This window comes from Spiroplasma sp. Moj (assembly GCF_016082285.1).
GTDB classification, from domain to species: domain Bacteria; phylum Bacillota_I; class Bacilli_A; order Mycoplasmatales; family Mycoplasmataceae; genus Spiroplasma; species Spiroplasma phoeniceum.
In genome coordinates, this window is sequence record NZ_MQTY02000014.1 from 1 (window position 1) to 14,326 (window position 14,326).

At 26.6% G+C, this 14,326-nt stretch carries 11 protein-coding genes and 2 pseudogenes; 11 read left to right on the forward strand and 2 right to left on the reverse strand.

Annotated elements, in window-relative coordinates; all coding sequences use genetic code 4:
- Positions 1-155 precede the first annotated feature (155 nt).
- The 8 genes and pseudogenes from BST80_RS01340 to BST80_RS01375 all read left to right on the forward strand — a co-directional run bounded on the left by BST80_RS01340 (position 156) and on the right by BST80_RS01375 (position 9,469).
- Entirely contained in the window at positions 156-1,871 is a 1,716-nt protein-coding gene (locus tag BST80_RS01340) for a septation ring formation regulator EzrA (protein ID WP_415745621.1), read from the forward strand.
- A 15-nt stretch (positions 1,872-1,886) separates the two neighbouring features.
- Positions 1,887-3,086 carry a tRNA uracil 4-sulfurtransferase ThiI gene (thiI, locus tag BST80_RS01345; RefSeq protein ID WP_415745631.1) on the forward strand — a complete coding sequence of 400 codons (1,200 nt, stop codon included), beginning with the start codon at positions 1,887-1,889 and terminating at the stop codon, positions 3,084-3,086.
- Positions 3,070-3,276: a hypothetical protein gene (locus tag BST80_RS01350; protein WP_415745622.1), complete on the forward strand. Its 207-nt coding sequence runs from the start codon at positions 3,070-3,072 to the stop codon at positions 3,274-3,276. Before thiI ends, BST80_RS01350 begins: the two co-directional genes overlap by 17 nt.
- A gap of 203 nt (positions 3,277-3,479) precedes the next feature.
- Positions 3,480-6,527 carry a DNA polymerase III subunit alpha gene (locus BST80_RS01355; protein WP_415745623.1) on the forward strand — a complete coding sequence of 1,016 codons (3,048 nt, stop codon included), beginning with the start codon at positions 3,480-3,482 and terminating at the stop codon, positions 6,525-6,527.
- Positions 6,528-6,956 carry a copper homeostasis protein CutC gene (locus tag BST80_RS01360; RefSeq protein ID WP_415745624.1) on the forward strand — a complete coding sequence of 143 codons (429 nt, stop codon included), beginning with the start codon at positions 6,528-6,530 and terminating at the stop codon, positions 6,954-6,956.
- Positions 6,907-7,182: a hypothetical protein gene (locus tag BST80_RS01365; RefSeq protein WP_415745625.1), complete on the forward strand. Its 276-nt coding sequence runs from the start codon at positions 6,907-6,909 to the stop codon at positions 7,180-7,182. Before BST80_RS01360 ends, BST80_RS01365 begins: the two co-directional genes overlap by 50 nt.
- Positions 7,183-7,285: 103 nt before the next feature.
- Positions 7,286-8,262 (forward strand): annotated as a pseudogene (locus tag BST80_RS01370) (phosphotransacetylase).
- A gap of 16 nt (positions 8,263-8,278) precedes the next feature.
- Positions 8,279-9,469, forward strand: a pseudogene (locus BST80_RS01375) (acetate kinase).
- A gap of 125 nt (positions 9,470-9,594) precedes the next feature.
- Here the strand turns inward: BST80_RS01375 and BST80_RS01380 are convergent.
- Both BST80_RS01380 and BST80_RS01385 read right to left on the reverse strand, forming a co-directional pair.
- Entirely contained in the window at positions 9,595-9,858 is a 264-nt protein-coding gene (locus BST80_RS01380; protein WP_415745626.1) for a hypothetical protein, read from the reverse strand.
- A 10-nt stretch (positions 9,859-9,868) separates the two neighbouring features.
- The gene (locus BST80_RS01385) at positions 9,869-10,417 is read right to left on the reverse strand and encodes a hypothetical protein (RefSeq protein ID WP_415745627.1); all 549 of its coding nucleotides are present in this window, start codon (positions 10,415-10,417) and stop codon (positions 9,869-9,871) included.
- A 1,101-nt stretch (positions 10,418-11,518) separates the two neighbouring features.
- Between BST80_RS01385 and BST80_RS01390 the strand changes: the two genes are divergently transcribed.
- The 3 genes from BST80_RS01390 to BST80_RS01400 all read left to right on the forward strand — a co-directional run bounded on the left by BST80_RS01390 (position 11,519) and on the right by BST80_RS01400 (position 14,175).
- Complete coding sequence (locus BST80_RS01390) at positions 11,519-11,683, forward strand: hypothetical protein (protein WP_415745628.1); 165 nt, start codon at positions 11,519-11,521, stop codon at positions 11,681-11,683.
- A gap of 77 nt (positions 11,684-11,760) precedes the next feature.
- On the forward strand, positions 11,761-12,900 hold the full coding sequence (locus tag BST80_RS01395) for a hypothetical protein (protein WP_415745629.1): 1,140 nt from the start codon (positions 11,761-11,763) through the stop codon (positions 12,898-12,900).
- 111 nt (positions 12,901-13,011) lie between these two features.
- Complete coding sequence (locus BST80_RS01400) at positions 13,012-14,175, forward strand: DNA recombination protein RmuC (RefSeq protein ID WP_415745630.1); 1,164 nt, start codon at positions 13,012-13,014, stop codon at positions 14,173-14,175.
- The last annotated feature ends 151 nt before the right edge of the window (positions 14,176-14,326 follow it).

The window sequence follows — 14,326 nt, forward strand, 5'->3', positions numbered from 1 at the left end:
TTTTTTAACACCAACTGAAGCTGTGTTAAAATTTTTAAAAGACTAACTGGTCTAAAATGTATATGGTACCTCACATTTTTCTANTTTTTNANNTNATNTCTTTTGCAAGTGCTATAATTCAATTGATATATAATAATGATTGGGGGCTAGGCAAAATGGAAAATATTATTAATAATCCAATTAAATTAACATTATTAATTTTATTTTTTGTCTGCTTGTTACTATTAATAATAACATTAGTATTGTGAAGGCAAAAGCGTTATTTAAAAACAATTGAAATTAAAGTTTTACAAAAATTTGATATTTTAAAACGATTACCGTTAAAACATAAAATTTTTCGGATTTCTGAAATTGCTCGTTATAATAATCGCTATGCAAAAGACTTGATTATCTGACGAACAAAGTATGAAATTATTTATGAGAAAAAATTACTAAGTTGTTTAGAAGTATATCGTAAATTATATCAAATTAATAAAATAACATCCAAGAAAATGCCGAAAGTAGCAGTACAAAAAATTATTCCGTTGTTAAAAGAATTAACTTTATTGGAAGAAGAAGCTCGTCGGTTATTAGATGAAATTAACAGTCAATTGCGAATTGAATTATTACAACGAGATTATATTTTGGCACATAAGAAAATGTTTAATTCATTGTTAGAAGATGCAGTTAAATTACAAATGAATGTATCTTTAGATTCTAAAAAAATTAGTGATTTTGAACGAAATATTGAAAGTATGTTTGATGAATTTGAAGATTATTTAACAGCGGGTGATTTTGTTAAAACAGAACAAATTTTATCCAATATTACTACTTCCTTAACTATTTTTGTTGAAATTTTAGACAATATTCCACAAATTAAAACCTTGTTAACAAAAGTGGTTCCAAATAAACTTTCTTTATTAAAAGATAAATATGTTCTTTTCAATAAAGATGAAAGTAGTCGTGATTTATTAAAGTATAGTTTTGATGAATTAACCCAAAAGATTGATGAAACTAAAATTTTAATTTCTAAATATATTGATAACTTGCAATATAAAAAAGCAACAAAGAAAACAATTGAAATTATTAATCAAATTAGTGATTTTGATCAAAGTATTGAACATCAAAAAGCAATTATTTCATGTTTTAAAAAATATTATCAAGTTGTAATGGATTATATTAATAAAATTGAACGGAGTTTTAATGCAATTTCTCGACAAATTGAGGCATTACGTAGTTCATCAACATTAACGGCACATGAAGAAGGCATTTATCGTGAAGCAATGGGAAAAACAAAGGATTTAACACATGATACTAACCGCTTAGTTTTAGAAATTAATCGTAATGGTCGCGATTATGTTAATTTTAATCAAGAATTAGTACATTTATTAGAAAATGCTGTTGTAACCCAAGAAGCATTAGAAAATGTTGTAAAGATTATTGAAAAACGTAATTTTGCAGAAACTGAAATTAGAAAAACAATTCATTTGTTAGAAGTGGTTTTGTTACAAGCTGAAGTTCGCTTAAATCAATTACAATATAAAAAATTATTAACAAAATATGAAAAAGCAATTAGTGATTATCGACAATCCTTGGAAAAAATTAAACGAATATCATTTGATGTTAATAATCCTAGTGAAGTTGAGGAAGTAACAGGTAAACTAAATCGTTTGAAAACAGAAGTTTTAAAATTGTTTGAAAAAATTAAAAATAATATTTTATTAGATTTATTATCACAAGAAACATTAGTTTATGCACAAAAATTTATTTTAACAAATGATGATGTTGATGACCAGTTACGTAATGCTCAGATTGCTTATCGCAATGGTGATTATGATGGCTCATTATTTTTAGCGTTAAAAATTATTCATGAAGAACAAGGAAAAATATAGAAAATGGAGTATAAAATGAATTTTGATGTAATATTAATTTGTTATGGAGAATTAACAATCAAAGGAAAAAACCGTAATGATTTTACAAGAGTTTTAGTTAATAATATTAAAACAAAATTAACAGGATATGAAAATCAATATCAAATTAAAAAAGAATTTGATCGTTTATTTATTGAACTATTAGATGCAACGGTTAGTATGGAAATTGTTAACATTGTTAAAAATGTTTTTGGTTCATCATCGTTATCATTAGCCAAAAAAGTTGCTTGTGATTTATCAGAGATTGCTAATTGTGCAATTAATATCGTAAATTATTATCAACCAGCAACTTTTAAATTAGAAGTGCGCCGAAATGATAAGACTTTTCCACTGACATCAACGGAAATTAAGCAACAATTAGCACCAAAAATATTACAACAAACAAAGGTTAAAGTTGATGTTCATCAACCAGTTTTGCAAATTGATGTTGAAGTACGCCGAACATTTACATATGTTTTTGTTAATAAGATTAAAACAATTGGTGGTTTACCAGTTGGAATATCTGGACGAGGATTAGTAATGTTATCAGGAGGAATTGATTCACCAGTTGCAGCTTTTTTAACAATGAAAAGGGGAATGAATATTGAATATTTACATTTTGCAACACCGCCACATACGACAGAAGAAGCATTACAAAAGGTTAAAACTTTAGTTCAAAAATTAAATTATTACGCTGGTCAAAATCAGCAACGATTGCATGTGGTTAATTTTTCAATGTTACAACATGAATTAATGCATATTCCTGATGTTAGTTATCGAATTATTATTATGCGAAGAATGTTTTATCGTATTGCTAATTTATTAGCTAAAGATTTAAAATGTCAGGCAATTATTACTGGAGAATCATTAGGACAAGTTGCTTCTCAAACAATTGAAAGTATTAATACAATCAATGATGTTTCTACATTGCCGATTTTGCGGCCAGTATTGTGTTTTGATAAAAATGAAATTATTGATATTGCAAAACAAATTGATACTTATCAAACATCAATTTTACCGTTTGAAGATTGTTGTAGTTTATTTGTTCCAAAGAATCCTGTTACAAAACCACGTTTAAAACAAGCAGAATTTCAAGAAAAGAATTTAATGTGAACAGAAATTATTGATGTTATAATTAAAAAAAATATAACAACATATGTGGTTGGTAAGGATGTGATTTATGAAGAAGAAAACTAGTTTTTTTCAAAAAAAGAAAGAAGTAGCAAAACAATTAGTTAATGAATCTGAATTACAAAAAGCAGAACAATCACGAACAAACTTATTAGAAGAAAAAATATTAATTGATGAAGAATTTTCAATTATTCGTGATGTTAAAGATGAAGATATTAAAATAATAAATATGAAGAAAGAACAAAATTCTTTTTAATGAAAATGCAATTGATTTAGAAAAAGAATTAAAAGAAATGGTTCCAAAGAAAAAAGCCCGTTTATGACGTTATTTAGTTTTTGGGATCTTAGCGCTTTTAATTGTAATTATGATCATTATTATTGCAATTAAATTATAAAATTAGGCCACAATTGTGGTTTTTATTTTCTTTTTCGATATAATGATAGGAGAGTGAGATAGCAATGATGACAATTCCCCATTTAAATGTTCGAACAAGTTATAGTTTATTATCATCTTTAATTACTTTTGATAAATATTTTAATTATGCTATGACAACTAATTTATCATCATTGGCAATTTGTGATAATAATATGTTTGGGGTTTATGAATTTCACCAGCTTTGTCAAAAAAATAAAATTAAACCAATTATTGGCTTAAATGTTATTATTTTCTTGAATGATATTCCTTATAATATGAATTTATTTGCCCGTAATCAAAATGGTTATTTTAATTTAGTTGAAATTTCATCTTTAATAATGATTAATGCTGAACATAAGCAAAATTTAACATTAGAAGAAATTAGTAAGTTTTTAACAACAGATGTTAAGATTATTATTAATTATACAACAGATAATTATCAACCTGAGTTATATCAAACGCTAAGAAAAATTTTAAAAGTTGGAACGGATTTATATTTAGGTATTAATAATGGGAATTTATCGTTGTTAGAATCGTTGCAAGGATTAGTTGCAAATGAACAAATTATTTGAAATAATAAAGTACAATATTTTACAAGTGAAGATTTTACTGCTTATAAAGTTGTTGATACAATTAAAACACAAACTTTATTTAAAGAAAGTAAGATGAAAGATTTATATGGTTGAGTTTCACCACCGCCCCTTTATCAACAATATTTTGACAATATTAAAACATTTATTACGACAATTGATGTTTTTCCTTTGCATAAAGGGACTATTTTTGATAATTTATTACGTTATCCAATCCCAGAAGGGCAGACCGCACAACAGTTTTTACAAGAAATTTGTCAAACAGCTTTAAAACAAAAAAAAATTAATGGTTCTAAAACAACATATCTGCAACGATTAACTTATGAATTAACGGTGATTAATAAAATGGGTTTTAATGATTATTTTTTAATTGTATGAGATTATGTTCGTTATGCAAAACAACAAAATATTTTTGTTGGTCCTGGCCGCGGTAGTGCTGCTGGTAGTCTTGTCAGTTATTTATTAAATATTACAACAATTGATCCAATTACTTATAATTTACTTTTTGAACGATTTTTAAATCCAGAGCGAAAAAGTTTACCAGATATTGATATTGATTTTGAAGATGATAAACGAGAAATGGTTGTTGAATATTTATTTGAAAAATATGGTAGTGAACATGTTGCCCATATTATTACTTTTCAGACAATTGGGATGAAAATGGCAATTCGAGATATTTGTCGAATTTTTGATATCGCAATTGAAGAAGCAGATAAAATGAGCAAAGCAGTTCCATTAGAATATAATTATCATTATGAAGAAGCAATTAATGCTAATCCTCTTTTTGAAATTTATCAGAAGAAATATCCCCAAGTGTTTTTGCATTTAAAAAAAATTATTGGTTTACCACGTCAAACAGGGACCCATGCAGCAGGTGTTGTTTTAACACAACAACGCTTACAAACAATTATTCCAATTAAAGAAGGCTATAATGGAATTTATCAAACACAATATTCAATGAATTATTTAGAAGAATTGGGAATTCTAAAAATGGATTTATTAGGATTACGAAATTTAACAATTTTACATGATGTGATTGATAATATTTACCAAGAAACAAAAGTAAAATTAGATGTTGACACCTTACCATTAAATGACCAAAAAACTTATCAATTATTAGCGCAAGGGGATACAAAAGGGATTTTTCAATTAGAATCACCAGGGATGACGAAGGTTTTAGTTGATATGGTTCCAGACCAATTAGAAGATATTGTTGCAACGTCTTCGTTATATCGTCCTGGTCCACAAGATAATATTCCTTTGTTTATTAAACGAAAAAAAAATTTGGCAAAAGTTACCTATATTGATGAACGTCTAGCTGAAATTTTAGCACCAACTTATGGTATTATTGTTTATCAAGAGCAAGTTATGCTAATTGCTCAAAAAGTTGCTAATTTTTCACTAGCTAAAGCTGATGTGCTTCGTCGTGCAATGGGGAAAAAAGATGCATCAATTATGAGCCAAATGAAAACTGAATTTATTGAAGAAGCTGTTAAAAATCATTATGTTGAAAAAATAGCACAAGAAATTTGAGAATTAATTTATAAATTTGCTGCCTATGGGTTTAATCGGAGCCATGCAGTTGCATATTCATTGTTAGGTTATCAAATGGCCTATTTAAAAGCAAATTATCCTTCCCAGTTTTTAGCTAGTTTATTGACACATGTTATTGGGGATGAACATAAAACAAATGATTATATTGCTTTAGCAAAAAAGAATCATTTAACAATTGTGCCACCAAATATTAATGTTCCATATCGACAGTATCACACAATTGATAATCAAATTTGTATTCCATTATTAATTATTAAACAAATTGGTTTTGCTTTTTTTAATAAAATTGCCCAAGAGTATCAAACTAATGGGATGTTTATGGATTTATATGATTTGTTTATTCGTTTATATAAGAAAGGCTTAAATCGAAAAACTTATGAGGCATTATGTTTTTCTGGAGCATTAGATGTTTTTAAGCTGAACCGGATTACCTTATTTAATAATTACCACCAAATTCTTACTTATATTGAGTTGATTAAAACGCAAGAAGAGAATGAAAATTTAATTGTTGATTTTTCATTAGCTGAAAAACCAGAACTAGTAATTGAACCAAACGATGAAGTTATATGTCTAGAAAAAGAATATGAATTTTTAGGATTTTATTTATCGAATCATCCATTAAAATATATTCGTGAAAAAGCAGGGTACCAAGATAAAACAACATTAATTAGTAATTTGCGTTTAAGTTTAGGATCAGCAAATATTTTAGTTCTCGTGAAGCGAGTAAAAGTAATTACTGATAAAAACAACAATAAAATGGCATTCTTAGATTGTTATGATGAAAGTGGCGAAATTAGTATTACTGCTTTTGCTGGTATTTATAAAGATTATGCTAATTTGTTAAAAACTAATAATGTCTTATTATTAAATATTAAGTTAGGAACATATAATAATAAAATTAATGGGATTATTAATCGCATTAAATTTATTAGTGGGGAGCAAGAATAAATGTTTATTGAAGTTATTGCAAGAAACTACGAAGAATGCCAAATTATTGAACAAGCTGGAAATATTGACCGAATTGAATTATGTGCTGATTTATCGCGCGGAGGGTTAACACCATCTTATGCAGTTATTCAAGAATGTACTGAATGAATTAAAGTTCCTATTCGGGTAATGGTTCGTCACCGTGATACTGATTTTTATTGTCCGGCTGATGAATATTTTCAACTTAAAAAAGATATTGCTTATATTAAAACAACAAAGGCAGAAGGTATTGTGGTTGGAATTTTAACACCTACGCATCAAATTGATTTATTACGGATGGAAGAATTAATTGCCTTAGCACATCCATTAGCAATTACTTTTCACAGGGCTTTTGATTTAATTGAAGATAAAATTTACTGCTATTCAACAATTAGTTCAATTAGGAATTAGCACAGTTTTAACCCAAGGTGGGATAACTCCAATTATGAAAAATTTAGTAACTTTACAAAGTCTTCGGAATTATGGTGTTCAAATTCAAGGAGGTAGTGGTATTAATTTGACTAATTATCGCGAAATTAGTCATTATTGTGATGCGATTCATCTTGGCAGTGCTGTGCATTATGACGTGACTTGAAATACTGCCCTTGATGTAGTAAAACTTCAACAATTAAAATAGGAAAATTTTTAATTAATTATAATTAATTTGCTACTTTTTCTAAAAACTTTAAAAAAAGTAATATAATTATTTGGTAATGATTAATAGCAGAAAAGAATAAAAAATGAACATTTTAAAAAACATACTTGAAAAAATTAATACCTTTTCTCACAAAATAAAAATTATTTTTCCAGAAGGAAATTCTGAACGAATTCAAACAGTAGCGAAACAATTAATTGGTACAAATATTACGCCAATTCTTGTTTTTGCAACACGAGTAGAAGTTCCAACAACAATTGATGAATTACAAAGCGAAGTTATTGTTGCCGAAGAGCAAAATGAAACAGAATTAGCAGAATATTTCGTTGAATTACGAAAAGGAAAAATTTCATTATCAGAAGCTAAAGAATTAGTTCGTGAATGTAATTATTTAGCAATTTTATGAGTTAAAAAAGGTCTTGCTGATGGAATGGTTGGTGTGATTACTTATGATACAAAAGATATTATTGGTCCAGCATTGCGAATTATTAAAGCAAAACCAAGTGTAAAATTAGTTTCATCATTTTTTTAATGGTTCGGAATAATGAACGTTATATTTTTACTGATTGTGCTTTGAATATTGATCCAACGGCTGAGGAATTAGCAGATATTGCTTATTTAGGATATGAAGCTAGTCAAGTTTTTGGTTTTCAAAAGCCAAATATGGCATTATTATCTTTTTCAACAAAAGGTTCAGGGCGTGGGACTTCTGTTGATAAAGTCCGTACTGCTTATGAACTTGTCCAAGCAAAGAATTTAAAAAATTGTTCTGTTGATGGTGAGTTTCAATTTGATACCGCGTGAGATGATGCTATTCGTAATAAAAAAGCGCCGTCATCAGTCTTAAAAGCACCTGTTGATATTTTTGTTTTTCCAAATTTGGATGCGGGAAACATTGGATATAAAATTGCCCAACGATTAGGGGGATTTGAAGCAATTGGTCCAATTGTTATTGGATTAGACCGCCCAGTTAATGATTTATCACGTGGTGCTACTATTAATGACATTTACAATACTGTTTTAGTGACAGCATATTTATGTATATATAAATCAAATGATTAGAAAGGAAAAAAGAAAAATGATTTTAGTAATCAATGCTGGTAGTAGTTCGATGAAATTTCAATTATATAAAGTTGATTCAGCAAAAAATTATGAAGTAATTTGCAAAGGATTAGCTGAACGAATTAACATTGATGGAATTTTTACCCTTAAATTTAATGGTCAGGAGTTTCAAACAAAAGAAGATTTTCCAGACCATAAAACAGCAGCGAAAGTTTTAATCGCTAAATTAAAAGAACATTATATTATTCAAGATTTTACTGATATTCAAGGAATTGGACATCGAATTGTGCATGGTGGTGAAAAGTTTACACAATCAATAATTATTAACGATGAAGTATTTTCAGAAATTAAACGAATGGTAACATTAGTTCCGCTGCATAATCCACCAGCAATTGCTGCTATTGAATCTTTTCGTAAGATTGTTGATGTTCCAAATGTTGCAGTATTTGATACTTCATTTCATACAACAATTCCTGAAGAAAATTATTTATATTCAATTCCTTATGAATGATATAGTAATTATCAAGTCCGTCGTTATGGTTTTCATGGCATTTCCTATTGTTATATTACAAAAATATTAGCTGAAATTTTACAAAAACCAGTTACTGAAGTTAATGCAATTATTTGTCATTTAGGCAATGGTGCTTCAATTTGTGCAGTTAAAAATGGTAAAAGTTTTAATACTTCAATGGGTTTAACCCCATTAGAAGGATTAATTATGAGGACACGAAGTGGCGATATTGACCCTTCAATCCACCAATTTATTGCAAATCAAACTGGTGCAACATTAGATGAAATAACTAATACTTTAAATAAAGAATCTGGTTTATTAGGAATTTCGGGAGTATCATCTGATTTACGTGATGTTTTTAAAAGTAGCACGGATAATTAACGTAGTAAATTAGCATTGTTAATGAGTGCAAAAAGAATTGCAAAATATATTGTTAGTTATGCTAATGATTTAAAAACAAAACCAGATGCAATTGTTTTTACCGCTGGAATTGGCGAAAATTCTGATGAAATGCGCCAATTAGTTGTTAATGAAGTTACTTTATTAAACTTAGAATTATCTTCGTCAGCAAATCAAAGGTCATATGAAACGGAAAATCTAATTTCAACTCCAAAAGCAGATGTTCTTGTTTATGCAATGCGAACAAATGAAGAAGTAATGATTTGCGAAGATACTTATCATTTAATTAATTCATAAGATAATTTTGTTATTATTTAAAATATAATTCTTCACGATGAAAAGGTTTAGATGCTATTAGCATCTAAACCTTTTCATTTTAGTCCATTTTTTAAATTAAGTGTTTTGCAAAAATTTTATTAATACTAAAATGAACAACTAAAATCATAGCAGTTGAAAAAATAAAGGTAAATGCAGTGTCAAAAATTCAGTGGACTTTCCATTACAACAACAAAATTAATTGCTAAAACATGAATTAATCAAATAATAAAACATAATTTTATTTTTCAGTTAATTTTATTGTTCTGCTTATTTTTTAAAAATAAAAGAATAATTGAGCCAGTACAATATGTAGCATTAATATGACCACTTGGGAAAGCATATTCTCATGGGGTTTTAAATGTTGGCATATTAACATTACTAAATAAGCCAATTGGTGGTTTCCACCAAGGATATTGTCATTCTGAGGGAATATTTAAGATAACCGTTACCTAAGTTATATCCAAAATGAAAACCCGATTTAAGATAAGCAGTTAAGAATTCAGAATGGGCATCAATTAAATCACCAAAAATAGCATTATAATAATAGATTCGATGTGTTGCACCTTTTAAAATCACAATAATAATATATGTACTAATTAAAAAACTTAATCCTTTAGTTGCTTTTATTCATGTCTGTTCTGTTAACAAACGGTTAGTTTTAACTAACCGATAGCGAACATAATAAAGACCAATTCCTAATAAGAATGATTGGTAAAGAAAAACTAAAATAGCACTTGTTAATTTATACTTATAATTATCAAATAGAAGATAGTCAATTCCAGGTCCAAAGCCTTCGTCAAGACTTGGAATTAAGGCTAAATTAACAATATTACCAATAAGTCATGCTCCTATGGATAGGAAATAATAGATTACAGTAATCCAATAATTTTTTATAAATTTTTGCTTTTCTTGTTTTATTTTAAGCAAAAACCATGTTTCTAATAATATTGTTAGATAAATGATAATTACAATAACGATTTCAGTATTTCCTAATTGATCATAAAAACGGACTCAATATTTAACAAATTCATTTGATAAAGGTTTTGCAAGTTCAACAGCAATTTGGTAGTCAATTTGATATCATCCCGTTGCAATAAGAACTCCTAAACTAATAAGAGAAATTATGAATAATGGAATTGCAAAAAAATAAATATTTCATTTTTTTAATAAAAAAGATGTTATTTTTTTGTTGCATATAGTTTCCTCGTTTTTTCTTTCATTGTTGTTAATTAAATAGGAATTTAGTAAAAAATATAGGCTTTTTTCTTTTTAATTATATGTTAAAAAATAAAATTTTAATTTTAATTTTAAAACTTTTCACGGTATAATTACTTAGAACATGTTATTAATAATTAAAATGATAATTATAATTACTTTAATTATTGGTTCACAATAGGGTTTTTAATTAAATATAACAAAAGATATAATTTAAAATAAAAGGAAATATGTGTGGGTGATTAAAATGAGAACAGATTTCAAAAAGTATTTTCAAGTATTTTTTAATATATATTTTATTTTGTTTAGTTTATATTTTGGAATTTCGTTATTTTTACCTTGTTTTGTTCCACATTATACAAATTGAGCATTTGTTAGTATTTCATTAAATTTAACTTATATTGTTTTAATAAACGGGTGCTTTTTTATTTTTCTTAGCTGTTTTAATCCAAATTTTAAGTGATTTTAAACATTATAAACGGATCATCTTACAATGAGATAATATTTTAAAAGTTAATGTTATTGTAATTTTATTATGATTAGCAAATATTTTTTTGATTATCATACACTATTTATTGAAATATTACGATAACAGGATTACTTAGTCGTTTTACGCAGTTTTATTTTCAACTTTATCAATCAATTTTAATTTCGTTTTATTTCTTTTATGCTTTATTTATTATTACCTTTTTTATTGCTTTAGTCATATTACGGATTTATTTAATTTATTGGTATAAAATTAATGATTTAATTTATTTTAATCCGTTTCTTAATCTAACATTATTTTTAAATATTTTGGAACCGTATCTTTTTATGCGGTACCGAATTAATATATTAGTTATTTTTTTATTAAAAAAACTAATTATTATTTCATTTATTATTGCAAATATTATTAAAACATATCGATTAATTCTTTTTAAAAAGGAAACAACCCCACCACAACAGGATAGTATTATTACCAAAATTTTAACAAAATAATCTTTTTAAAATTAATAAACTAATTTTAATATTAACTATGTAATAAAAATTATTGAAAAACAAAGGAGAATAAAATAATGAAAAAATTAATGATGATTTTAGCATCAGTATCACTATCAAGCCCAATTGTTGGGACAGCAATTGCATGTCATAGTCCTAAAACTGGGGGTGAAATTAATACAACAAGAATACCAACTGTTGGTACTATTAAAGCAAATTTAAAAAAAGCAGGTTATGATGTTGATAACTTAGATGTTGATTTAGCGCCAGGAATGAAAACAGCAATTATTCGTTTTATGCCAGATGTTCCAAATCGCCCATTTTTAACAAAAAAAGTTGATTTAAAATGAACAACAAATGATATTAGTAAAATTATTACTGTTACATCATTGCCATATGATAATGGTTCTGGTACAAAATTAACCGTCGATGAAGTGTTAACTGTTGTTAATAGTTTAAATGGAACAAATTTTACTTTTTCTGATATTGAAATAAATCTTGATCAAGAAATTAGTCAATGAGTAATTACGCCAAAACCAGGTGGTAATTTTACTGGTTCAGCAGTTGAAATCGTTAATGAACCAATTACATTTTCGCAAGCATTTCCATTAAAAAATATTGGTGATATTTATCTCGCTGATGCAGTCTGAGAAGATTATAAAAAAGACCCTGAGGGTAAAACAATGAATATGACAGCAGCAATTATGGAGTTTGTTGGGGACCGAAATCGTTTCGCAAGTTTATATAAAGATGCAATGTTAAAAGCGATGATGGGAGCTTTAGATGGTGGAATTGAAATATCAATTAATCAAGATAATGGGGAAGGGACTTTAAAAATTACAACGGAAGTTGAGCATGTTATTAATCATTCAACATTAACTGCTAATTTTACAGTTAAGACAACACCACGTAAGTTTTTAACGCAAGATAATGTTAAACCAACAGAAAAATTAATCCTTGTTAAATTAGATAAGATTTATACAAAAGAAACTGAAAACGAACTTCGTTATGATCTTGTTACAAAGCTATTAGGAAAACAATTTGCTGATCAATATCAGGAGATTTGATATAATGAAATTTGAGTAACTTTTAATAAGGATGGTAAAGGAGCAACTATTGAGGCTAAACCAGGCTCAAAAATTTTAGCAGCTTCTGATACTTTAGCTTCTTTAATGACAAAAATTCCAGCTTATAAATTAAATGTTACATTTGAATAAAAAGAAAAAATAAACTCATCAATCTTATGAGTTTATTTTTTTATTTGAACAGGCTATAATTAAAATTATTGCGGAATACAATAAAACATTAAAATATTTAGGGGGAATACAATGACAACAATTTCATATGTTTTATTAGGAATTATTTTAGTTATTTTAGTTACTTTTCTAATAATTTATTTAGTAAAAACACATAAAAAACCACTTGTAAATAATGATTCAGCATTATTACAGAAAGATATTCAAGCATCAAAAGAATTATTAGAGAAACAAGGATTAGGATTACAAAATCAACTTTCTGAACAAAAAAGAGAATTATTAACTTTAATTAGTGAATTTCAAACAAATTCAGTTAAAAATGATACTAAATTTAATCAAAACTTAACAATTTTAAATGAAGGATTAAGTAATTTTCAAAATAACTTGTCAAAGCAAGATACTGACTTAAAAAATAATTTAAACCATCAAGGTGACATTATTTCCAAATCATTTATTGATGTTTTATTAAATTTAAAAGTTTTAAAAGAATCAACTACAACATTAAAAGAAGTTGAAGAAAAAGTTAAAACTTTAAATGATATTTTTTTAAATAATAAAAAACGAGGTAATTTAGGTGAATATTTATTAGAAAAAGTTTTAAGTGATATGTATGGTGAAGGTCATCAAGGATGAGACCGCCAATATAAATTGCCGACAGGAACTGTTGTTGATGCATTAGTTAAAACTGGTGGAGCAAAAGAAAACATTGCTATTGATGCGAAATTTCCATTAACAAATTATAATAAATACTTAGAAACAAGTGATACCGCAATTAAAAATAAATATTTAAATCTTTTTAAACAAGATTTAAAAGATCGAATTAATGAAGTTGCTAAGTATATTAATCTTGAAAATGAAATTTCAAGTGCAATTATGTTTGTTCCTTCCGAAGATTTATTTGCATTTATTTATGGCCAATTTCCAGATGATATTATTACTTTTGCATTTAAAAAACGGGTGTGAGTTACTTCACCAACAACATTATCAGCAATTTTATTTGTTTTAGAAAAACATATGCGTGAAGTTGCTTTTAATCAAAATATTGAAGCTATTAAAACTAATTTATTAAAAATAAAAGGCGAATTTGATCGTTGAGTTGAGCGTTGACAAGAGTTTACGAAAAATTTTGCAAAATTTAATACTAATATTGAACAATTAAATACCACACATAATAAAATTCATAGTCAATATCAAAAAATTTTAAATGAGCAACAGTTAGAACAACCAACAGATTAAAATGAATGACGATAAAAGAAAAATATCTTAGAAGTAAGATATTTTTTTAATAATTTTTGAANTTAATTGTTNANAGAACTTTAATTTNGTTTGTGAGGTACCATATACATTTTAGACCAGTTAGTCTTTTAAAAATTTTAACACAGCTTCA